23 protein-coding genes are annotated in these 19,908 nt (G+C 68.1%); 17 read left to right on the top strand and 6 right to left on the bottom strand.

Annotation, left to right across the window (positions count from 1 at the left end; genetic code table 11):
* Nucleotides 1-82: 82 nt before the first annotated feature.
* The 8 genes from ACIBL3_RS23665 to ACIBL3_RS23630 all read left to right on the top strand — a co-directional run bounded on the left by ACIBL3_RS23665 (nucleotide 83) and on the right by ACIBL3_RS23630 (nucleotide 6,703).
* Complete coding sequence (locus ACIBL3_RS23665) at nucleotides 83-1,141, top strand: class I SAM-dependent methyltransferase (RefSeq protein WP_396355696.1); 1,059 nt, start codon at nucleotides 83-85, stop codon at nucleotides 1,139-1,141.
* A gap of 26 nt (nucleotides 1,142-1,167) precedes the next feature.
* Nucleotides 1,168-3,261: an alpha/beta fold hydrolase gene (locus ACIBL3_RS23660; protein WP_396355695.1), complete on the top strand. Its 2,094-nt coding sequence runs from the start codon at nucleotides 1,168-1,170 to the stop codon at nucleotides 3,259-3,261.
* A gap of 39 nt (nucleotides 3,262-3,300) precedes the next feature.
* The gene (locus ACIBL3_RS23655) at nucleotides 3,301-3,618 is read left to right on the top strand and encodes an ArsR/SmtB family transcription factor (RefSeq protein ID WP_396355694.1); all 318 of its coding nucleotides are present in this window, start codon (nucleotides 3,301-3,303) and stop codon (nucleotides 3,616-3,618) included.
* Nucleotides 3,608-4,030 (top strand): SRPBCC domain-containing protein, encoded by a 423-nt coding sequence (locus ACIBL3_RS23650; RefSeq protein WP_396355693.1) that lies wholly within the window; start codon nucleotides 3,608-3,610, stop codon nucleotides 4,028-4,030. The genes ACIBL3_RS23655 and ACIBL3_RS23650 overlap by 11 nt, the downstream gene beginning before the upstream one ends.
* A gap of 87 nt (nucleotides 4,031-4,117) precedes the next feature.
* Entirely contained in the window at nucleotides 4,118-4,294 is a 177-nt protein-coding gene (locus ACIBL3_RS23645) for a DUF5302 domain-containing protein (RefSeq protein ID WP_396355692.1), read from the top strand.
* Nucleotides 4,295-4,458: 164 nt separating this feature from the next.
* The gene (locus ACIBL3_RS23640) at nucleotides 4,459-5,088 is read left to right on the top strand and encodes a LysE family translocator (RefSeq protein ID WP_396355691.1); all 630 of its coding nucleotides are present in this window, start codon (nucleotides 4,459-4,461) and stop codon (nucleotides 5,086-5,088) included.
* A complete protein-coding gene (locus ACIBL3_RS23635; protein ID WP_396355690.1) occupies nucleotides 5,085-5,765 on the top strand; it encodes a hypothetical protein in 681 nt (226 codons plus the stop codon). The genes ACIBL3_RS23640 and ACIBL3_RS23635 overlap by 4 nt, the downstream gene beginning before the upstream one ends.
* Nucleotides 5,766-5,812: 47 nt before the next feature.
* On the top strand, nucleotides 5,813-6,703 hold the full coding sequence (locus ACIBL3_RS23630; RefSeq protein ID WP_396355845.1) for an aminoglycoside phosphotransferase family protein: 891 nt from the start codon (nucleotides 5,813-5,815) through the stop codon (nucleotides 6,701-6,703).
* Here the strand turns inward: ACIBL3_RS23630 and ACIBL3_RS23625 are convergent.
* The 4 genes from ACIBL3_RS23625 to ACIBL3_RS23610 all read right to left on the bottom strand — a co-directional run bounded on the left by ACIBL3_RS23625 (nucleotide 6,687) and on the right by ACIBL3_RS23610 (nucleotide 9,161).
* A complete protein-coding gene (locus ACIBL3_RS23625) occupies nucleotides 6,687-7,412 on the bottom strand; it encodes a class I SAM-dependent methyltransferase (protein ID WP_396355689.1) in 726 nt (241 codons plus the stop codon). The genes ACIBL3_RS23630 and ACIBL3_RS23625 overlap by 17 nt on opposite strands.
* A gap of 51 nt (nucleotides 7,413-7,463) precedes the next feature.
* On the bottom strand, nucleotides 7,464-8,624 hold the full coding sequence (locus ACIBL3_RS23620) for a phosphotransferase (protein ID WP_396355688.1): 1,161 nt from the start codon (nucleotides 8,622-8,624) through the stop codon (nucleotides 7,464-7,466).
* Nucleotides 8,625-8,767: 143 nt separating this feature from the next.
* On the bottom strand, nucleotides 8,768-8,896 hold the full coding sequence (locus tag ACIBL3_RS23615) for a hypothetical protein (protein ID WP_396355687.1): 129 nt from the start codon (nucleotides 8,894-8,896) through the stop codon (nucleotides 8,768-8,770).
* 106 nt (nucleotides 8,897-9,002) lie between these two features.
* On the bottom strand, nucleotides 9,003-9,161 hold the full coding sequence (locus ACIBL3_RS23610; protein WP_396355686.1) for a hypothetical protein: 159 nt from the start codon (nucleotides 9,159-9,161) through the stop codon (nucleotides 9,003-9,005).
* Nucleotides 9,162-10,190: 1,029 nt separating this feature from the next.
* Between ACIBL3_RS23610 and ACIBL3_RS23605 the strand changes: the two genes are divergently transcribed.
* Nucleotides 10,191-10,814, top strand: coding sequence for a hypothetical protein (locus ACIBL3_RS23605; protein WP_396355685.1), 624 nt, complete (start codon nucleotides 10,191-10,193; stop codon nucleotides 10,812-10,814).
* An 80-nt stretch (nucleotides 10,815-10,894) separates the two neighbouring features.
* A complete protein-coding gene (locus ACIBL3_RS23600; protein ID WP_396355684.1) occupies nucleotides 10,895-11,518 on the top strand; it encodes a potassium channel family protein in 624 nt (207 codons plus the stop codon).
* A 490-nt stretch (nucleotides 11,519-12,008) separates the two neighbouring features.
* Here ACIBL3_RS23600 and ychF read toward each other — a convergent pair whose 3' ends face one another.
* Together ychF and ACIBL3_RS23590 are read right to left on the bottom strand one after the other, a co-directional pair.
* Entirely contained in the window at nucleotides 12,009-13,085 is a 1,077-nt protein-coding gene (ychF, locus tag ACIBL3_RS23595) for a redox-regulated ATPase YchF (protein ID WP_396355683.1), read from the bottom strand.
* A 54-nt stretch (nucleotides 13,086-13,139) separates the two neighbouring features.
* The gene (locus ACIBL3_RS23590) at nucleotides 13,140-13,670 is read right to left on the bottom strand and encodes a GNAT family N-acetyltransferase (protein WP_396355682.1); all 531 of its coding nucleotides are present in this window, start codon (nucleotides 13,668-13,670) and stop codon (nucleotides 13,140-13,142) included.
* Between the two features lie 123 nt (nucleotides 13,671-13,793).
* Between ACIBL3_RS23590 and ACIBL3_RS23585 the strand changes: the two genes are divergently transcribed.
* From ACIBL3_RS23585 to ACIBL3_RS23555, 7 genes are all read left to right on the top strand, one after another.
* Nucleotides 13,794-14,342, top strand: coding sequence for a DUF817 family protein (locus ACIBL3_RS23585; RefSeq protein ID WP_396355681.1), 549 nt, complete (start codon nucleotides 13,794-13,796; stop codon nucleotides 14,340-14,342).
* A 105-nt stretch (nucleotides 14,343-14,447) separates the two neighbouring features.
* Complete coding sequence (locus tag ACIBL3_RS23580) at nucleotides 14,448-15,227, top strand: polysaccharide deacetylase family protein (RefSeq protein WP_396355680.1); 780 nt, start codon at nucleotides 14,448-14,450, stop codon at nucleotides 15,225-15,227.
* 52 nt (nucleotides 15,228-15,279) lie between these two features.
* On the top strand, nucleotides 15,280-16,449 hold the full coding sequence (locus ACIBL3_RS23575) for a DNA recombination protein RmuC (RefSeq protein WP_396355679.1): 1,170 nt from the start codon (nucleotides 15,280-15,282) through the stop codon (nucleotides 16,447-16,449).
* A 103-nt stretch (nucleotides 16,450-16,552) separates the two neighbouring features.
* Entirely contained in the window at nucleotides 16,553-17,743 is a 1,191-nt protein-coding gene (locus ACIBL3_RS23570) for a glycoside hydrolase family 64 protein (RefSeq protein ID WP_396355678.1), read from the top strand.
* Nucleotides 17,744-17,851: 108 nt separating this feature from the next.
* A complete protein-coding gene (locus ACIBL3_RS23565; RefSeq protein ID WP_396355677.1) occupies nucleotides 17,852-18,193 on the top strand; it encodes an ArsR/SmtB family transcription factor in 342 nt (113 codons plus the stop codon).
* The gene (locus ACIBL3_RS23560) at nucleotides 18,190-18,639 is read left to right on the top strand and encodes an SRPBCC domain-containing protein (RefSeq protein WP_396355676.1); all 450 of its coding nucleotides are present in this window, start codon (nucleotides 18,190-18,192) and stop codon (nucleotides 18,637-18,639) included. Before ACIBL3_RS23565 ends, ACIBL3_RS23560 begins: the two co-directional genes overlap by 4 nt.
* 82 nt (nucleotides 18,640-18,721) lie before the next feature.
* Nucleotides 18,722-19,840 carry an SRPBCC family protein gene (locus ACIBL3_RS23555; protein WP_396355675.1) on the top strand — a complete coding sequence of 373 codons (1,119 nt, stop codon included), beginning with the start codon at nucleotides 18,722-18,724 and terminating at the stop codon, nucleotides 19,838-19,840.
* Nucleotides 19,841-19,908 lie beyond the last annotated feature (68 nt).

Below are 19,908 nucleotides of genomic sequence, written 5' to 3'. Positions count from 1 at the left end.
TGCACCAGGTGGGGCACCTGATGCGACGGGCGAGCTGGCTTGCCTAGGTTCGCCGTACTGACCAAGCAAGGGGGCGGAGAACATGACTGTTGCGATCGACGGCGAGAAGCTGATGGGGCTGGTCTACCAGGCCGTGGACGAGGTGGGGGCGACACTGAACGCGGCGCTGGTGGTAATGGGCGACCGGCTCGGCTACTACCAGGCACTCGCCGACGGCGGACCGGCGACACCAGGAGAGCTGGCCGAGCGCACCAACACCAGCGAGCACTACACACGGGAGTGGCTGAACGCGCAGGCCGCGGGCGGGTACGTCGAGTACGACCCGAGCACCGGCGAGTACACGCTGCCGCCGGAGCAGACTGTGGCGCTGACGGATCCGAGCAGCCCGGCGTACCTGCCTGGCTTCTTCCAGATCGCGCTCGGCACTGTGCAGCACACCACGGAGACGATCGAGGCGGCCCGGAGCGGTGCGGGCATCGGTTGGCACGAGCACACGTCCGACGTACATGTCGGGTGCGAGCGGTTCTTCCGGCCGTCGTACAACGCGAACCTGCTGACCAGTTGGCTGCCCGCGCTCGACGGCGTGGTGGCCAAGCTGGAGCGTGGCGCGAAGGTGGCGGACATCGGCTGCGGCCACGGGTCCTCGACGATCCTGATGGCCGAGGCCTTCCCGCGGTCCGAGTTCGTCGGGTCGGACTACCACCAGGAGTCCATCGAGACGGCCCGGCTGCGGGCGGCGGAGGCCGGGCTGCGGATCAGCTTCGAGGCTGCGCCGGCGGACGGCTTCAGCGGGTCCGGGTACGACCTGGTGACGACGTTCGACGCACTGCACGACATGGGTGACCCGGTCGGCGCTGCCCGCCACGTGCGGGAGTCGCTCGCAGCGGACGGCACCTGGATGGTGGTGGAGCCGATGGCCGGCGACAAGGTCGAGGACAACCTCAACCCGGTCGGCCGCGCGTACTACGGCTTCTCGACCCTGCTGTGCACTCCTGGGTCGCTGTCCCAGCCAGTCGGACTCGCACTGGGCACGCAGGCTGGTCCGGCACGCATCCGGGACGTCACGACGGCTGCCGGCTTCACCAGGTTCCGCACGGTCGCGCAGACGCCGTTCAACCTGGTGTACGAGGTACGGCCCTGAGACATTGAGGGCAAGGGGGCAGAGCGATGACTCAGAGACCTGCGCTGACACCTGATCTGCAGGGGACGGTGGAGCGTGACGGGGTGACGATCGGCTACGCCGTGCACGGTACGGAGGGACCGGCAGTGCTGCTGTTGCCGACGTGGTCGATCGTGCCGTCCCGTATGTGGAAGGCGCAGGTCCCTTACCTGTCCCGGCGCTACCGGGTGATCACCTTCGACGGCCGAGGCTCCGGGCGCTCCGACCGGCCGGTGGGCCCGGACGCTTACAGCGACTCCGAGTTCGTCGCGGACGCACTCGCCGTACTGGATGCGACCGAGACCACGTCCTGCGTGCTGGTCGGGTTCTCTCGGGGATGCCCGTGGGCGCTGCAGCTGGCGCTGGAGCAGCCGGACCGCGTGCTGGGGATCGTGTGCATCGGTCCGGCGACCAGGCTGGCGCCGAAGCTGGAGGAGCGGACGCAGTGGACGTTCCACCAGCGCCACGAGACCACTGAGGGCTGGGCGAAGTACAACCGGTACCACTGGGTCGAGGGCGGGTACGACGACTTCCTCGACTACTTCTTCGCGCAGCTGTTCAACGAGCCGCACTCCACCAAGCAGATCGAGGACTGCGTGGGTTGGGGAGGGGAGATCGGCCCCGAGCGGCTGGTGGACACCGAGCTTGCCCGGGAGGTTCACCAGCCGCCGGAGCTGCTCACCAACGTGACCTGCCCGGTGCTGGTGATCCATGGCGAGCAGGACGCCATCCGGCCGCACCTCGAGGGCGTGATGCTCGCCGAGGCGACCGGTGGCTCGCTGGTGACGGTCAAGGGTGGTGGCCACGCACCACATGCCCGCGACCCGGTCATGGTCAACCGGCTGCTGCGTGACTTCGTCGATCGGGTCGCTCCGCGGCTGGTACGGCGTACGTGGGTCCGTGCGATGAGTCGGCCGAAGCGAGCGCTGTACCTGTCGTCACCGATCGGACTCGGCCACGCCCGCAGGGACCTGGCGATCGCACGCGAGCTGCGGACGCACCACCCGGACCTGCAGATCGACTGGCTGGCGCAGCACCCGGTGACGCGCGTGCTCGAAGACGCAGGCGAGTCCGTCCATCCGGCGTCGTCGTACCTGTGCAACGAGTCCACGCACATCGAGTACGACGCCGGCGAGCACGACCTGCACGCGTTCCAGACGATCCGGCGGATGGACGAGGTCCTGGTCGCGAACTTCATGACCTTCGCCGACGTCGTGGCCGAGCGCCCGTACGACCTGGTGATCGGGGACGAGGCGTGGGAGGTGGACTACTTCCTGCACGAGAACCCGGAGCTCAAGCGGTTCGCGTACGCGTGGATGACCGACTTCGTCGGCTGGCTGCCGATGCCGGACGGCGGAGCCCGGGAAGCCCGGCTGACCGCGGACTACAACGCCGAGATGATCGATCACCGCGCCCGGTTCGGGCGGCTGCGGGACCGGTCGGTCTTCGTCGGCGACCCGGACGACATCGTCGACGCCACCTTCGGTCCCGGGCTGCCCGGGATCCGCGAGTGGACCGAGCGCAACTTCGACTTCGCCGGCTACGTCACCGGGTTCGTGCCCGAACGAGTCGACCGTACGACGCTGGGCTATCCCGCCGACGGTCTGCTCTGCGTGGTGACCGTCGGCGGATCCGGGGTCGGATCGTCGCTGCTGCGACGGGTCCTCGACGCGGTGCCTGCGGCGCGGCGCTTGGTGCCCGAGCTGAACTTCGTGGTCGTCACCGGCCCGCGGATCGACCCCAGCAGGTTCCCGTCGATGCCTGGCGTGACACTGCGTGGCTACCTACCGGACCTGCACCGGGACCTGGCCGCCGCTGACCTCGCCATCACCCAGGGCGGTCTCACCACCTGCATGGAACTCACCGCTGCCCGCGTGCCGTTCATCTACATCCCGCTGCAGCACCACTTCGAGCAGAACTTCCACGTCGCCGCCCGCCTGGACCGCTACAACGCCGGCCACCGCCTGACGTACGCCGAAGCCGCCGACCCAACCCACCTGGCCGAAACCATCGCCAAAGCCCTCCACACCGACCCCAACTACCGCCCAGTGGACTCAAACGGCGCCGCCCGCGCGGCCCACCTACTCGCCGACCTGCTGTGATTGCTTGACAGACATTTCACCATCTGGTGAAGTGTCTGCGTGCTGACGACGACCTTCGGGGCGCTCGCGGACCCGACCCGGCTGGCGATCGTGACCCGGCTGAGCCGGGGCGACGCCACCATGGGCGAGCTCGCCGCGCCGCACCGGATCACGCTGCCGGCGATGACGAAGCACGTCGGCGTCCTCGTCGACGCAGGGCTGGTGACTCGGCGGAAAGTTGGCCGGACGGTGGTGTGCACGATCCGTCCGGAGGCGTTCGGCGAGGTCCAGGAGTGGCTCGGCGACCTCACGACGTACTGGAACAGCACGGTCGACCGGTTGGAAGAGCTGTTGCGAGGAGGCGGGGATGGGATCTGACGTCCGGATCGAACGGGTGCTTCCGGCAACCATTGGGCGGGTGTACGACGCATGGACCCGGGCGGAGCTGCTGATGCAGTGGTACTGCCCGAATCCGGACCTGGTGCTGAAGGTTCAGGCCGACGTCCGGGTCGGCGGGGAGTACCTGGTCGAGATGGGGCCGCACATCGTCCGTGGCACGTACCTCGAGGTGGAACCGCCGTACCGGCTCGTCTTCAGCTGGAAGTGGGACGGCGACAGCGACGAGGCGACCCGGGTCCAGGTCGAGCTGTCCGAGGTCCCCGAGGGCACCCGGATGCTGCTCACGCACAGTGGTTTCGCCACCGACGAGGACTCGGCGAACCACCGCCTCGGCTGGGAGCCCGAACTCGACCGGCTGGCTGGGATATTGAGCGCTCAGCAGGTGCGATGACGTGGACACCGGCGCTAATCGGGTCGCGCGTGCGGGTCACAGTTGGTTAGCGTGGGTGCGTACGCCTGACGGTTTGAAGGAGACGGTATGAGCGACAAGTCCAGCGAGCCGGCGGACGATCTGCAGAAGAAGTTCCGTGAAGCGCTCGAGAAGAAGAACGCTCACCACAGCGCGCACCCGGGGTCCGGGACGCGCCGTGAGGGTGTCGGCGAGGCGCACAACGACAAGCAGAGGCGCCAATTCCGGCGCAAGTCCGGCAGCTGATTCCGCCAACTGTCCATCCATCCGCCTGAGCCCCGGGTTGCCGCCCGGGGCTCGACTCATTCCGGGGCCGTCTCAGCACGGGAAAAATACCAGCCGACTGCTGCGGAGGGTTGTTAGGTTCGAGCCGACGAAAGGGGAACTTCGTGGTGGTCAGCGGTGAGGCAATGCTCGGAATCGCACTGGTCGAGCTCGGCCTGGTGCTCACTCCCGGGCCGAACATGATCTACCTGGTGTCGCGATCGGTCGCCCAGGGCCGCCGCGCCGGGCTGATCTCGCTCGCCGGCGTCGGCGTCGGCTTCACGGTCTATCTGCTGGCCGCGAGCGCGGGGCTGGCGACGCTGTTCGCGCTCGTCCCCGAGATCTACCTGACGCTGAAGCTCGCGGGGGCGGCGTACCTGCTCTGGCTCGCCTGGAACGCCTTCCGCCCCGGTGGCAGCTCGGCCTTCGCGACCCAGGAGCTGGAGCCCGACGGGCCGGGGAAGCTGTTCGGCGTGGGCCTGCTCACCTGCCTGCTGAACCCGAAGATCGCGATCCTCTACATCTCGCTGCTGCCGCAGTTCGTCGACCCGTCCCGCGGCCACCTCGGCACCCAGAGCATGATCCTCGGCCTGGTCCAGACCGCCGTCGGCGTCGCCGTGAACGCGGTCTTCGTGATCACCGCCGGCTCGGTCGCCGTCTTCCTGTCCCGCCGCCCGACCTGGATGCGCATCCACCGCTACCTCACCGGCACCGCCCTGGCCGTCTTCGCCATCCGCCTCGCCACCGACCGCGCCCGCCCCCTCGCGACTCAATGATCGACCAACTGCTCACGTCCGGCTGGACCACCTGCAAACCGATCACCAGGCTCGTCGCGGACCGCGGCCTGCCTGCGATCACCCGCGAGTACCTGCTTGACACGTTCTCGGCTGCCGAGTGGCAACAGGCGGAGGAAGCAACCAAGGCAATGACCGACCACTTCCGCTCCGCGCGCTTCGCCGACGAGGTCCAGTACGGCGTACTGCTGGTGCCGGACCCTCAGTTGCTCGACACGCGGCGTCCCGTGGATCCAGCCGTACGGGCTGCTCAGGTCGGTGCGCCGACGACGGACGTGTTCGACGAGCGGCTGCCAGCGGGAGTCGCGCTGCCCGGTAGGCGTCCGTGGAGTCTCGTGGTGAGCGTGGTCGGCAGCTACGGGCCGGCTGTGGGTAGCTACAACGACGTCGTGGCCGCTGAGGACTTCGCCGTACTGGGTCAGGACACCAGGCAGTGGATGACTCGGCAGCTGTGGGGAGCGCGGGTGTTGCAGTGTGGCGCGACGCCGCCTGACTGTGAGCACAACGAGCGCTGGACCTTCACGCTGTTCCCCAGTGAAGAGCTGATCGACGGCCAGGCCGAGTCCGGAACGGTGCTGAAGGGCAAGGTCCGCTTCCGCCTCGGCAGGCCCGATCGCGGCATCGGTTCGGCGCGGGTCGCTCCTGCCCTGCTGATCTAATTGATGTGCAACGAGTGAGCGACTCCCCGATACTGCTGGGCGTGCCGATGCATCCTGGACAGCTTGACGTGACGACCGATCTGGTGGCGCGGCTTGTCCGGTCCCAGTTCCCGGCGTGGAGCGAGCTGCCGGTCAGCCCGGTGCGCTCGCATGGGACGGTGAACGCGTTGTTCCGGATCGGCGACGGGCTGGTCGCGCGGCTCCCGATCCAGCCCGGCGACCCCGCCGCGACCCGGAAGGACCTCGAGGATGAGGCCGAGGCGGCGCGTCGGCTGCACGCGATCTCGCCGTACCCGACACCAGAACCGGTCGAGCTCGGCGAGCCCGGCGAGGGGTACCCACTGCCCTGGGCGGTCTACACCTGGCTCCCGGGGACGATCGCGTACGACGCCGACGTCGCCGGGTCGATCGGGTTCGCCGAGGATCTGGCCACGTTCGTGCGTGCGCTGCGCGCCGTACCGACCGAGGGGCGTATGTTCAACGGCTCGTGGCGGGGCGGAGTACTCACAACTCACGACGAAGATGTCGCCGAGGGTCTGGAGCGCAGCCGCGGGATGATCGACGTCGACGCGCTCGCTCTGCTCTGGGCGGACCTGCGTACGACGCCGCGCACCGAGCCGGACGTGTGGGCACATCGCGACCTGATGCCTGGCAACCTGCTCGCCTCCAACGGCCGGCTGGCCGGGGTCATCGACGTCGGCACGTTCACCGTCGCGGATCCGGCCATGGACCTCGCGCCGGCCTGGAACCTCCTGAATGCCGACGCCCGGGCGGCGTTCCGCTCGGGGCTCGGCAGCGACGAGGACGAATGGCGCCGCGGCATGGGCTGGTCGTTCGCGCAGGCCATCGGATGCCTCTGGTACTACGTCGAGACCAACCCGGTGATGTCGCGCACCGCCCATCACACCCTGAGCGCCCTGCTCATCGCCGCGAACTGACGAACACGAACTCCTTCCCGGGCCGATCCGGCGCCTCCCGTACGTCGTCGACCGCAAACCCGGCGGTCTTCAGCGACTCCTCCACCTCCGACCGCTCCCGGAAGCGCAAGGTCGAGTTCGACGTCAGCACCGCGCCGTCCGCCGCGAACACGTAGGTGCCGCGGAACGACACGAACGGCGGCTTCACCTCGACGAGGTCGCCCCAGTGTTCGACCTCGCCGACCCCGGGAATGTCCTTCACGATGTGCGTTTGCTCGCGGGTCCACTCCTCCCAGGCCCGCTTTGCAGGATCCCGCGTCTCGAACACGAATCGCCCGCCCGGCTTTAGCGCTTGGTTGACCCCGCGCAGCGTCGAGGCCCAATCCTCGTCGGTGAGAAAGACCTGCGCGACGTTCCCCGTCATCACTGCCAGGTCGGCCTGGAGCGGCGGCAGCGTGGTCGCATCGCCGTGGATCCACCGCACCCGGCCGGCGAACTCTTTGCCCTTGGCAACCTCCAGCGAGGCCTCGGCGGGGTCGACTCCCACGACGTCGATCCCGAGGCCGGCCAGCCAGCAGGCCAGTTCGCCCGTCCCGCAGCCGACGTCCAGCACCTGTCGTGCGCCGAACTCGCCGACCATCGCGACGTAGTGCTCCAGATCTCCGCGATCCGGATCCAGCGCGTCGTAGATCCGGGCCAGCCGGGGCACTCCGAACAACGCATCAACCATCCCCCGACCCTAGGCCGGAGCCCAGGGTCGGGCGACGCATTTTAGCGAGCCTTATGGAGCGGCAACCGCCAGCAGCTGCTGCAGCGACTGGCAGGTCATCGGGCGGGCGAGGAGGTCGGCGGACTCGCGTTCGGCGAAGTGGGCTCGGTCGGGATCGCCCGGATCGATGGCTTCGCAGATGGTGTTGTAGGTCCAGTTCAGCCAACTGGTCACCGCGGTGGCGAACGACGCCATGGTGAGATCCGGCCAGCGGCCGGCGGTGTGGAGGTAGCCGTCGCGGAACGCCGCGATCGCCGTTGGGTTGAGCGACGGACGGAAGGTCCAGTGGGTGAGCGCCCAGGCGACTTCGAGCTCCGGCGTGAGTGAGCCGGCGAAGTCCCACTCGGTGACGACGAGCTCGTTCTTGTGGCTCAGGCGGACGTGTTCGGGGTTCAGTACCTGGTTGCAGAGGATGAGTTCCCCGGTGACGTCGGCCGGGATCGTCTGCAACTCCCGGAACGTCGGGAGCAGGTCGGCGAGCCGCCCTGCCCATGGCTTGTCGGCGGCACGGGCTCGGTCGAGCAACTCCTTCCACTCGGCGTCCGGCCGGCGCCAGGTGACGTACGGGTGCGGGGGTGTATCGCTCGGGATGGCCAGTGAGTGCAGGGTGCCGAAGATCTCGCCCACCCCACGCGCCACGGCAGCCGGCGTCGGGCTCACCGGCGACGGGCCGACCTCGATCCACTCATGAACCCGCCAGTTCTCGCCTTGCACGGTCTCGATCAGCCGGCCCTCGGGACTGCGGACCGGAGTCGGCGCAGCGATCCCGGCGGCCACCGCCGCATCGCGAAGCTTCGACCCCAACTCGGCCTGATCCGCAGTGATCCATGGGTACACGGTGATGGCGAGCCACCGCCCCCGGTCGGTGCTGATCGACCAGCACCGGCCCATCAAACTGAACGAAACCGCCGCTGCTTGGTTGGTGACTTGGCCCAACCCGAACGCGGCCGCCAACGCCTCGGCCAGCCCTTCCGATACGACGGGCGCCTGAGCGGCCCGCCGTTCGGCTTCAACCTTCAACGCGGCCCAGTCACGCAGCCCGTACTCGACCGCCAACGTCCGCTGCGCCTCAGCCAGCGACGCCCCCGGATCCGACTCCCGAAGCGCAACCAGCAGATCTTTCGCCTGCTTCCGCAGGAACCCCAGACTCGGGTTATCCGGCAAATGTCTCACGACAGATCCTCCCGGACCCGGACTCGCACAGGCCCCAAGAGAAACCACCATCCAAGGGTGGCTTCCAGCCTTCCGGCGAGTCTCGACGCAGCCCCAACCACGCCCGCCAAACGCTACCCGACCCCCACCAACCCAAGCAACGCTCAGCCGCCGGAACCACGCACCCCGGCCTCGCCCAACTCGCGGACGTGGCGGGTCGCCAGGAGACCATCAACCATCTGGTGCGTCCAGAAGGTCTTGCCCGCCGGGGTCGGGTGGCCGGCTCCGTTCATGAAGTCCGCGATCTTCCGCAGCGACAGCCGTCCTCGCTCAGCCGTACGACGACGTCACGCACCTCATCCGGACACTGAGGCGGCCGCCCAGACCGCCGCGGGCCGCTCATCTCTCACCCTCGTCACCGCTACCGCTCCTGCGCACTCTCAGCAACTCGCGAAGAACCGCCCGCCCCCGCTTGGAGTGCTCCTCGTCACCGAACAACGCACACCCGACTGCCAGCGCAAGGCAGACGGCCAACACCACACCGACGAACTCGAACACCGCTCTCGCTCCTTGATCCAGGGAGACGGGGGCGGCTCCGCATTACGCCAGTGCCGCCCCCTGGGGTTGAAGGGGAACGACAGCAGCACTCGGCCCACGAAGACTCCGGCAAGACCGAGCCACCAACCGACGCGCGGAGGTCAGCCGTGACGGCGGCGCCCCAAAGACCATCGCCGCGGCCACCCGCCTGCGCCCCCCGGGAGTCCGGGTAGAGCACCGGCCGAACCAGACACCGAAGTGCGCCGGCGACCCGACGACCGCCAGGAATCTCCTCGAGGACTCTCAGGTATGCCTCGAAGACGCGACGCCCAAGCCTCATCACCAGCGTCGAAGCGGACAACCTCGCGAACACCCGCCTGGACGTCGCGAGAAGCGTCCTGTCGACCGTGAAGTCGTCGCCGGCCTCTTCGACACGACTGCGAATGTGCTGGAGGAGAGGCCCGACGTCGACCAGCGCGCGATGCGTGGCCACACCGGCCAGCAGCACTGTCCGAGACCCGTCGACCCTCATGCGATCAAGCGTAGAGCCCGCCGCCGACTGTCCTGGTAATCCCACCCCCCGGGGAGGGCAGCTCGGAGGTCAAACCGGATTCGACGACCTCCCGGTCCCTCTTCGGTCAGAACCAGGAGCCGGTCGTCTGTTTCTGAGAGCAAGTAGGTAGTCCCGAGGAAGCCCCAGGGTCGCGCCAATGGCGCTGAGAGCACCGTCACTGACGGCCGGGTCACCTGCTCGGGCTCGTTTGATATTGACGATTGGCTAGGGGCACCCTGTGCAGCGCGAGCCGTGAGTTTCTGAGACCTTGCCAGCCCGTGACCGCTCGGATCGTTTCGCCGATTCGATGCCTGCGTCCGCGTCAATTATGAACCAAATCATGCCGCCTACCTGTATTCGGCCGCGACCCTCCAAACGGCCGGTGAGAACCTCCCAGGAAAGGCCGTCGGGCCGGGAACGAGCGTTTTCCCGATTGCCCCTCTGGACGTGGGCGAGCGATGCTCGACAAATGAGGACAACCGGAGAAGGAGACCGAGATGAAGGACAGCAGCAGCCGCAGCGGCGATCCGCCTGGCAGATGGCGACGTATCCCGCATCGAAGTGCTGACCCCAGCGGCCGTCGTGGTCCACAACGGCCGCAGGAAGCAGGGCACGACATCAGCGACTCAGCAGCAAATAAGGGCCTCGGACAAGTCGTACGCCGTACCCCGGCGATCCTTGCGATCGTCCTCGGATTGGCACTGATCGGGACCGTTGCGATCGCCTCGATCCCGGCACCGGACGGGACGATCAACGGCTGCCGGAAGACCAGCAACGGCGATCTAATCGCCATTGACTCCACGGCGACCTGCCCCAACGGCTACGTGGCACTGAACTGGAACCAGACCGGACCTACCGGTCCGGCCGGGATGAACGGGGTCAGCGGCTACGTGGTAGTCCGTCAGGACGGCCTGACCGGCTTCACCGCGACCACCTTCTGCCCGACCGGAAAGAAGGCTATAGGCGGTTGGCTGCACTGGAACGGGCTCGGCGTGTTCCCGATCGAGCAGTTCGCAATCGTTGGCTCGTATCCCACGACTGACGAGACCGGCTGGGTCATGGAGTACGCGCTGTCTGCTTCGACCGTGAATGTCTACGCCGTCTGCGTGAATGCGAGTTAAGCCCCGTCTACCAATGCGCGGCGGACGCGCAAGGGAGAAACCCGCCGCCCCATTAAATCGCGGACGAAAGGTCGCAGGACATGATCAGCAGCTACGAGCGGCGCACAGCTTGGATCCTGGACGGCGCGGCCGTTGCGTTTCTAGCCGTGTACGCCGTGCCGATCCTCCACCCCGGCCTGTCTCTTGGCTGGGTCCGCGCCTGCGAGGTCGCAAGCTGGGCCATCTGGGGTCTATTCGGCGTCGACTACTTCATCAGGGTGAGTCTTGCGGAGGATCGGCGGCGGTTCATCCGGAGAAATCTGGTCGACCTGGCGGTGATCGTGCTGCCGTTGCTGCGCCCGATGCGTCTCGTCCGGCTGCTCCCGGTGCTGGCGAGGATGCAGCATGCCGGGATGTCACTGCGGGGTCGGGCGACGACGTACGTCGTCGCTGGCGCGATCCTGCTCGGGTTCGTGGCCTCGCTGGCCGTGCTGGATGCGGAGCGAGGTAGCTCCGATGCCAACATCACCTCGTTTGGAGATGCGCTCTGGTGGTCTGCCACCACCGTGACGACAGTCGGCTACGGCGACCACTTCCCAACCACCGGCGAGGGCCGGATCGTTGGCGCAGCTCTGATGCTCGGCGGCATCGCCCTGGTTGGCACGGTGACCGCCGCGCTGGCGAGTTGGTTTGTCGAGCAACAGAGTAAAGAGATCCCGAAATAGCGCCGGGACCGACGGCAGCCGTCGACTGAAACAATGCTATGGCCATGGCGGAGGGGCGTGATGGCTGCCGACGCTGACCTGCGACAGATGGGATTCAAGACGTGGGCGGTGACGACACGGATACTCGACATCCAACACCCCGATGACCTGTTCGGATCCGGACCGTTCTGCCGCCTGGTGGTGGAGCACGCCGCTCCGACACGACCCGGCGTCTACGCGTGGGTCGTCGAGCCGCTGGTGCTGTACGTCGGGTCGTCACTCTTGCTGCGAATGATCGTCGCCGGAGCGAGCATGGGACGTGCCCCGACGATTACACGTACGTCCCGCCATACTCCGTCCCATCGAACACAGCACGAGGAACCGAGTCAACGGCCTGACCGAACCAGAGCGGCGGCTCAGGGCAAGCTGACGGCTGCGCTGGCAATTCCGGCTGACTCGGTGCGGGCTGGCGGCGGCCAGCAGGGCTCTGACCCGAGCACACGCGCCCGGATTACACGTTGAAGCGGAATTCGACTACGTCGCCGTCTTGCATGGTGTAGTCCTTGCCTTCCATGCGGACCTTGCCGGCGGAACGGGCGGCGGTCATGGAGCCGGCTTCGATGAGGTCGTCGTAGGAGACGATCTCGGCCTTGATGAAGCCGCGCTGGAAGTCGGTGTGGATGACACCGGCGGCCTCGGGGGCGGTGGCCCCGCGCTTGATCGTCCAGGCGCGGGATTCCTTCGGACCGGCCGTCAGGTACGTCTGCAGGCCGAGGGTGTCGAAGCCGACCCGGGCGAGTACGTCGAGACCGGGCTCGTCGATGCCCATCTCGGCGAGCATCTCGCGGGCCTCGTCCTCGTCGCCGAGCTCGACCAGCTCCGCCTCGAACTTCGCGTCCAGGAAGATCGCCTCGGCCGGCGCCACCAGGTCCCGCATCTGCTGCTTCAGCGGCTCGTCGGCGAGCTCGTCGGCGTCACAGTTGAAGACGTACAGGTACGGCTTGGCCGTCATCAGCATCAGCTCGCGGATCGCGTCGCGGTCCACGTCGGTGGCGATGATCGGCGTGCCGGCCTCGAGGTGCTTCTGCGCTGCCCGGACCGCCTCGAGCACGACGGCGCTCTCCTTCTTCAGCCGGGCTTCCTTCTCCAGCCGCGGGATCGCCTTCTCGACGGTCTGCAGGTCGGCCAGGATCAGCTCGGTCTGGATGGTGGAGATGTCGTCGGCCGGTGACACCTTGCCGTCGACGTGGGTGACGTCGTCGTCGCGGAACACCCGGGTGACCTGGCAGATCGCGTCCGACTCGCGGATGTGGCTGAGGAACTTGTTGCCCAGGCCCTCACCCTCCGACGCGCCGCGGACGATCCCGGCGATGTCGACGAACTGCACCGTGGCGGGGATCACCTTCGCGGAGCTGAACAGCTCGGCCAGCTTGCCCAGCCGCGCGTCCGGTACGCCGACCACGCCGACGTTGGGCTCGATCGTCGCGAACGGGTAGTTCGCCGCGAGCACGTCGTTCTTGGTCAGTGCGTTGAACAGGGTGGACTTGCCCGCGTTGGGGAGCCCGACGATTCCGATGGTGAGTGCCACGGGCGTCAAGGGTACGCGGCCAACCCCGCCGCACCCCAATCCGCGGCCCGCCGGTCAGATCAGGTACGCCTCGAGGTCCGCGTCGTACCAGCGGCTCGTCCGGCCCAGCGAGCGCATGCCGAGGCGCCGGCAGACCGCCAGGGACGCGCCGTTGTCCGGGCGGACCACCGCGTAGATCTCGTCCAGACCGCCCATGAACCCGTGCGCGATCGCGCCTCGGGCCGCCTCGGTCGCCAGGCCGCGGCCCCAGGCGTCGGGGTGCAGGTGCCAGCCCACCTCGACCTCGCCCTTGTGCTCGGTCCCGTCGGACGGATCGGGCAGCGGCACGAGCAGCACGGTCCCCGCGACCGTGGCCGTCGAGCGTTCCTCCACCGCCCAGACGCCGTACACCTGGTCCTGGTTGCGGTCGTTCCAGCGCTCGATCGCCCGGGCGGCGGCGTCGCGGGCTGTCATCACCCGGGGCTCGGCGCCGAGCCAGCGCGAGACCTCCCAGCGCCGGTAGATGTCGAACACGCGGTCTTCGTCGGTGTCCACCCAGTCGCGCACCACGAGCCGTTCCGTCTCGTAGACCACCTTCGGATCCATCGCGGCACCTCCCCATCCCTTGCCGTCCATGTATCCGTCCGAACCAGCCGAGAGCAAGCGACGTCTCCAGTCTGTGACCAGTTGGGGAGATCGCGCTGCCTCTCGACCACGCTTCGTGACCGCTTGCGTGCAGTTTCTGCGCTTCGGCTGGCTCGAGGCAGCTACATCTGCCAGGCCTGGCGGCGGTTCGACCTGCGCGTGAGCGGCTACCGGCCAGTGCTGACCACCGTCCTCGCGGTGCTGATCTACGCGAACTTCTTCACTCATCACTGGATCGTCGACCTCCGGATCCCGATCGCGGTCGGGTTGCTCGTGGTGCTGCGTCGTACGTGGGTCTTCTACTCGGTCGGCGAACGGCGGTACCGGATGCCGCTCGCGGTCTCGTTCGGGTTGATCGGGTTCTTCCTGTGGGTGGCGGAGAATTTCGGCACCTTCCTGGACGCGTGGAACTACCCCGACCAGGTCGACGTGTGGCGACTCGTGCATCCGGCGAAGTTCGGCGCGTGGGCGCTGCTGGTGAGCATGAGCTTCGTCCTGGTCGCGAGCGTGAAGTCGTTGGAGGGCAGGCTCTACCACCGCGGCACGCCGGCCACCGTCGCGACGCCCCGGGCAACCGACGTCAACGCAGCTGAGATCTCACCGCAACACGAGAACGCCAACCAGACCAGGTGATCGGGCGTCTTCTCAAGTGTCCGGCACAGCGGCTCGAGGCCGCGCTGTGAGGGCTCCTGAGGGGGAGCGACCGGGTACATCCGCCTGATCTGCAAGGGGTGCGTCATGTCGCGCAGGTTCTCCACGTTCGTCGCCACCGCAACGGCGCTGGCCGTGCTCGTCGTCGGCGCGCTGATCGCCGTCGCGCTGGGCAAAGGCCAGCCGCCCAAGCCCGCCGTCGCGTCGACGTCGCCGTCGGCAACGCCGTCCGTGACGCCGACCGCGACCCCGACGAACACGCCCAGCGTCAACGCACCCGTCTCGCCGCACAAGCCGGTCCCGAACCCGACCGCCGCGATTGCCGCAGGCAACAAGAAGGTGCTGCTCCTCACCTTCGACGACGGCCCGGACCCGGTCTGGACGCCGAAGATCCTGCAGGTGCTGGCCAAGCACGGCGCCCACGCGACGTTCTTCGAGCTCGGCAGCATGCAGTCGGCCCACCCGGGACTGCGTGAGCAAGTGCTTGCCGCCGGCAACACGATCGGCAGCCACTCGATCACCCATCCCCAGCTGACCGCGATGTCCGCCGCCAAGCGGCACCACGAGATCTTCGACGGGCCCCGGTCGACCTGCTTCCGCCCGCCGTACGGCGCCACGAACGCGAAGGTCCGTGCCGACATCAAGGCGGCCGGGATGGCGCAGGTGCTGTGGGACGTCGATCCGCGCGACTGGGCCCGGCCGGGCACGCAGGCGATCGTTCACAACGTCCTGACGCACGCGCACCGAGGCAGCATCGTCCTGATGCACGACGGCGGTGGGGATCGCTCGCAGACGGTCGCCGCTCTGGACAAGGTGCTCCCCCTCCTGAAGGCGCAGGGCTACTCGTTCCCCGCGATGGACTGCTGACTTTTGAGCGAATCGGCGGAAACTGTCGGCGGCCTTCGGCACTATCTGTCACATGACCGGTACGACGGTGTTGTTGATGCTGCTGTTCCTCGTGGTGGGGCTGCTCCTCGGGGCTGTCTTCGGCGTGCTCTGGATCCGTGGGCGTGATGGCGCCCAACTCGCGCGGGTGACGGCCGAGCGCGACGCGGCCGAGGATCGCGTCGTCGAGCTGACCCAGGAGCGGACCACCGTCGGCCAGCAAATGGGCGGTCAGGCCGTGGTCAAGGAGGCGCTGGATCGCCTGCACGCGCAGCTGAACCAGTTGGAGCAGGGTCGCGCGGCTTGGCAGAGCCAACTTCATCAGCAGGTCAACGAGGTGCGGATGAGCGGCGAGGCGTTGCGCCGGGAGACTGCGTCCTTGTCCACGGCGTTGCGGAAACCGCAGGTGCGAGGACGCTGGGGTGAGCTGCATCTCCGCCGCACCGTCGAGCTGGCCGGCATGGTCGCGCACTGCGACTTCACCGAGCAGACGACGACTGTCAGCGAGGACGGTCTGCTGCGGCCGGACCTCGTGGTGAGGCTTGCCGAGGGCAAGAACCTGGTCGTCGACTCGAAGGTTCCGCTGGCCGCATTCCTCGAGGCGGCCGAGTCGGACGACGTCGACTTCCGGGAGGACCGGCTGCGCGCTCACGCCCGGCACCTGCGCACGCATGTCGATCAACTGGCGTCGAAGGCGTACTGGACCCGGCTGTCGCCGTCGCCGGAGTTCGTCATCCTGTTCGTGCCCGGCGAGTCGTTCCTGTCCGCGGCGCTCGACATCGAGCCGAGCCTGCTCGAGTACGGCGCTGAACGCCGAGTGATCCTGGCAACGCCGACGACACTCATCGCCACCCTGCGCGCGGCGGCGTACGCGTGGAACCAGTCGGCGCTGACCGAGTCCGCGCAACAGGTGTTCGAGCTCGGGCGCGAGCTGTACGAGCGCCTCAGCACGATGGGCGACCACCTGAGCCGCGTCGGCCGGTCGCTGACGTCAGCTGTGGAGGCGTACAACGGCACGGTCGGGTCGTTCGAGCGCCGGGTCTTCATCACCGCCCGGAAGCTCCGCGACCTGCACGTCACCGAGGCAGAGCTGACCGCGATGGAGTCGATCGAGGCCTCCGTCCGTCCGCTGACCGCTCCGGAGTTCCTGGCACTGGAAGACCCCGACCCGATGCGCAAGTGGCCCCCGACCCAAGCCGGCTGACCGCAACGCCTGTCGGAAAGCCGACACGGGTTGGGGATTGACAGAGGTGGTGAGCCCGCGAAACGGTGAGAGCGCTCTCACACGCCCCCTGTGAGGAGGACCAGTGCGCATCAAATATCACCTGCTGGCGATCGCCGTGGCCGCGGCGAGTATCGCCGGCGTCCTGACCGCCACCAACGACAGTCCGGCGGCGGCCGTTCCCGCGACCATCCCGCTGAAGATCACCAACAACTCGGGCCGCGCGGATCCGGTCTACATCTACAACCTGGGCACCAACCTGGCCACCGGGCAGCAAGGCTGGGCCGATGCCGCGGGCAACTTCCACGCCTGGCCGGCCGGCGGCAACCCGCCGACCCCGGCGCCGGACGCCTCGATCGCCGGTCCGGCGAACGGGCAGTCGCTCACGATCCGGATGCCGAAGTTCTCCGGCCGGGTGTACTTCTCCTACGGCCAGAAGCTCGTCTTCAAACTCACGACGGGTGGCCTGTTGCAGCCCGCCGTACAGAACCCGAGCGACCCGAACCGCAACATCCTGTTCAACTGGTCCGAGTACACGCTCAACGACGCCGGTCTGTGGATCAACAGCACGCAGGTCGACATGTTCTCCGCGCCGTACGCCGTCGGCGTGCAACTCGCCAACGGGACCAGCAAGTCGACCGGCCACCTGAAGCCCGGCGGCTACAACGGTGTTTTCAACGCGCTCCGCAGCCAGTCCGGCGGCTGGGCCAACCTGGTCCAGACAGCACCGAACGGCAGCGTCCTTCGTGCGCTGTCACCGCTGTACGGCGTGGAGACCGGCGCGCTCCCGGCGAACGCGATGGACGACTACGTGAACCGGGTCTGGTCCAAGTACAGCTCGGAGACGCTGACGGTCACGCCGTTCGGCGACCAGCCGAGCATCAAGTACTTCGGCCGCGTCTCCGGCAACGTCATGAACTTCACCAACAGTTCGGGCGCGGTCGTCACGTCGTTCCAGAAACCTGACTCGGCCAGCATCTTCGGCTGCTTCAAGTTGCTCGACGCACCGAACGACCAGGTCCGCGGCCCGATCTCCCGCACCCTGTGCGCCGGCTACAACCGCTCCACCCTGCTGACGAACCCGAACCAGCCCGACCCGAACAACGCCGGCTTCTACCTCGACGGCGTCACCAACCACTACGCCCGCCACATCCACGCCCAGATGGCCGACGGCAAGGCCTACGCGTTCGCCTTCGACGACGTCGGCGCCCACGAGTCCCTCGTGCACGACGGCAACCCGCAGCAGGCCTACCTGACCCTCGACCCCTTCAACTGACCCCAGACCGCCCCAGGCCACCGCACCGCACCCGGCAGCCCCGGTCGCGGTGCGGTGGTCTGTCGTGAGGTCTTGACGGATCGGATGGTTAGTGGCAACTTACCGTTCGTGGGGACTTACGGAACGGTCGGCGCCGTACTGGATGCCCTGGGGGATCCGACGCGGCGGGCGATCCTGGAGACGCTGCGGCAGGGTGGACCGAGCTCGGTCGGCGGGTTGGCCGACCGGGTCCCGGTCAGCCGGCCGGCGATCTCCCAGCATCTGAAGGTGCTCGGGGCGGTGGGCCTGGTGAATCACGAGTCGCGGGGCACGCGGAACATCTACCGCATCGACCGGACCGGCCTGGACGAGCTGCGCGGCTGGCTCGACCAGTTCTGGGGCGACGCCCTGGAGGCGTACGCCGATCACATCCGCCGGACCGAGGGGCGGCGTACCGAGGAGGAGACATGAACATCCAGCAAGAGCTCGCGCCGTTGGTGAAGAAGGTCATGGTGCCGGTTGGGCCGGAGCGGGCGTTCGAGGTGTTCACGGCCGAGATGTCGCAGTGGTGGCCGCTGGTGACGCACTCGGTCGCGCAGGACATGGCCCGCGACATCCGGATGGAGGGCGCCGTCGGCGGGCGGATCGTCGAGTACGGCGACGACGGCGAGGTCGGATCCTGGGGCACGCTGTCGGACTGGGATCCGCCCAAGTCCGTCAGCTTCACCTGGCACCCGGGGAGCGACCCGCGGGAGGCTGGGCACGTGACCGTCACGTTCACCGAGGTTGCCGACGGCACCGAGGTCGTGCTGACCCACACCGGCTGGGAACGCCGCCCGGACGGCGTCCGCGCCCGCGCAGGCTACGACACCGGCTGGGACTACGTCCTCGGCAAGTACGTCGCCGGCACCCGCTGATTGCTGAATCAGTCCGCCGACCGGAGTGGGCGGGATCGCCCGCGAGTCGACGTGGGGTGGGATTTCGGCCGATAGTGGGCGGATGGTGAATGCTCCGGTTGATGCCCGCGGGTTGGCGGCTGCACTGCGGCCGCATGGTGAGTCGGTGATGCTGCCGCAGGAGGCGTACACGGATCCCGCCGTACTCGCGTGGGAACGGCGCCATTTCTTCGCCGGCAGCTGGACCTGTCTCGGCCGGGTGGACGAACTGGCTGCTGGTACGACGACGCAGCGCGCGCTGACCGTGGGGGACATCGGAGTGGTGCTGACGTTCGGCGATCGGCCGCGGGCGTTCGCCAACACCTGCCGGCATCGGGGGCATGAACTCCTACAGTGCGACGAGTCGACCGATCGGCGGTCGGTGGTCTGCCCGTACCACGGGTGGTCTTACGAGCTCGACGGCTCGGTGAAGGCTGCTCCGCGGATGGGCGAGACGTTCGACGCGACGCCGTACAAGCTGGTCGAGTTGCCGGCCGAGGTCTGGCATGGCTGGCTGTTCGTGAACGCGACGGGTACGGCGGGACCGTTCGCCGAGCACCTTGGCGGGATCACCGAACTGGTGGCGCCGTACCGGCCCGAGGCCCTGGAGCTGAAGGCGCGGCACCGGTACGACGTGGCGTCGAACTGGAAGACGATCGTCGAGAACTATCACGAGTGCTACCACTGCCCCCTGATCCACCCCGAGCTGTGCAAGGTGTCGCCGCCGACCTCGGGCGACAACTGGAACCTGCCGGGCGCGTGGGTCGGCGGGCTGATGGACCTGCGGCCGGATGCCGAGACGATGTCGCTCGACGGGCAGTCGGGCGGGGTCCCGCTGCCCGGGGTGGATCCGCGCCGGGTGAACTACCTCGGGCTGTTCCCGAACCTGTTGATCTCGCTGCATCCCGACTACGTGATGACGCACCGGCTCGAGCCGCGCGCGCCGGGGGTGACGGCGATCGAGTGTTCCTGGTACTTCCCGGCCGAGGTGAGTGATCCGTCGTACGCCGTCGACTTCTGGGACGTCACCAATCGCGAGGACTGGGCGGCGTGCGAGTCCGTGCAGCGCGGAGCCGAGTCGCCGCACTTCCTGCCGGGCCCGCTCGCGCCCGCCGAGGACGCGGTCTACCAGTGGGTGACGATGATCGCCCGCGGCTACCTGGGGAAGCCACTCAGCACCTGACATTCTTTCTCGCGCAGCCGCTCAACCTTTGCTCCCGGTCGGGGCATCTCAGGTCTGACCGAGTTGCA

Source organism: Kribbella sp. NPDC050124 (assembly GCF_044460355.1).
In the GTDB taxonomy this organism is placed as follows: domain Bacteria; phylum Actinomycetota; class Actinomycetes; order Propionibacteriales; family Kribbellaceae; genus Kribbella.
Note: the sequence above shows the minus strand (reverse complement) of the source record. Positions and strands in the feature narration are given on the sequence as shown.

Coding starts and splice junctions, on each gene's coding strand:
- ACIBL3_RS23640 (WP_396355691.1), top strand. CDS start 4,459: ATGCTCGGAATCGCACTGGTCGAGCTCGGCCTGGTGCTCACTCCCGGG.
- ACIBL3_RS23625 (WP_396355689.1), bottom strand. CDS start 7,412: ATGGTTGATGCGTTGTTCGGAGTGCCCCGGCTGGCCCGGATCTACGAC.
- ACIBL3_RS23555 (WP_396355675.1), top strand. CDS start 18,722: ATGGTGAATGCTCCGGTTGATGCCCGCGGGTTGGCGGCTGCACTGCGG.
- ACIBL3_RS23600 (WP_396355684.1), top strand. CDS start 10,895: ATGATCAGCAGCTACGAGCGGCGCACAGCTTGGATCCTGGACGGCGCG.
- ACIBL3_RS23630 (WP_396355845.1), top strand. CDS start 5,813: ATGCATCCTGGACAGCTTGACGTGACGACCGATCTGGTGGCGCGGCTT.
- ACIBL3_RS23580 (WP_396355680.1), top strand. CDS start 14,448: ATGTCGCGCAGGTTCTCCACGTTCGTCGCCACCGCAACGGCGCTGGCC.
- ACIBL3_RS23615 (WP_396355687.1), bottom strand. CDS start 8,896: ATGAACGGAGCCGGCCACCCGACCCCGGCGGGCAAGACCTTCTGGACG.
- ACIBL3_RS23575 (WP_396355679.1), top strand. CDS start 15,280: ATGACCGGTACGACGGTGTTGTTGATGCTGCTGTTCCTCGTGGTGGGG.
- ACIBL3_RS23660 (WP_396355695.1), top strand. CDS start 1,168: ATGACTCAGAGACCTGCGCTGACACCTGATCTGCAGGGGACGGTGGAG.
- ACIBL3_RS23650 (WP_396355693.1), top strand. CDS start 3,608: ATGGGATCTGACGTCCGGATCGAACGGGTGCTTCCGGCAACCATTGGG.
- ACIBL3_RS23635 (WP_396355690.1), top strand. CDS start 5,085: ATGATCGACCAACTGCTCACGTCCGGCTGGACCACCTGCAAACCGATC.
- ACIBL3_RS23665 (WP_396355696.1), top strand. CDS start 83: ATGACTGTTGCGATCGACGGCGAGAAGCTGATGGGGCTGGTCTACCAG.
- ACIBL3_RS23590 (WP_396355682.1), bottom strand. CDS start 13,670: ATGGATCCGAAGGTGGTCTACGAGACGGAACGGCTCGTGGTGCGCGAC.
- ACIBL3_RS23605 (WP_396355685.1), top strand. CDS start 10,191: ATGAAGGACAGCAGCAGCCGCAGCGGCGATCCGCCTGGCAGATGGCGA.
- ACIBL3_RS23645 (WP_396355692.1), top strand. CDS start 4,118: ATGAGCGACAAGTCCAGCGAGCCGGCGGACGATCTGCAGAAGAAGTTC.
- ACIBL3_RS23560 (WP_396355676.1), top strand. CDS start 18,190: ATGAACATCCAGCAAGAGCTCGCGCCGTTGGTGAAGAAGGTCATGGTG.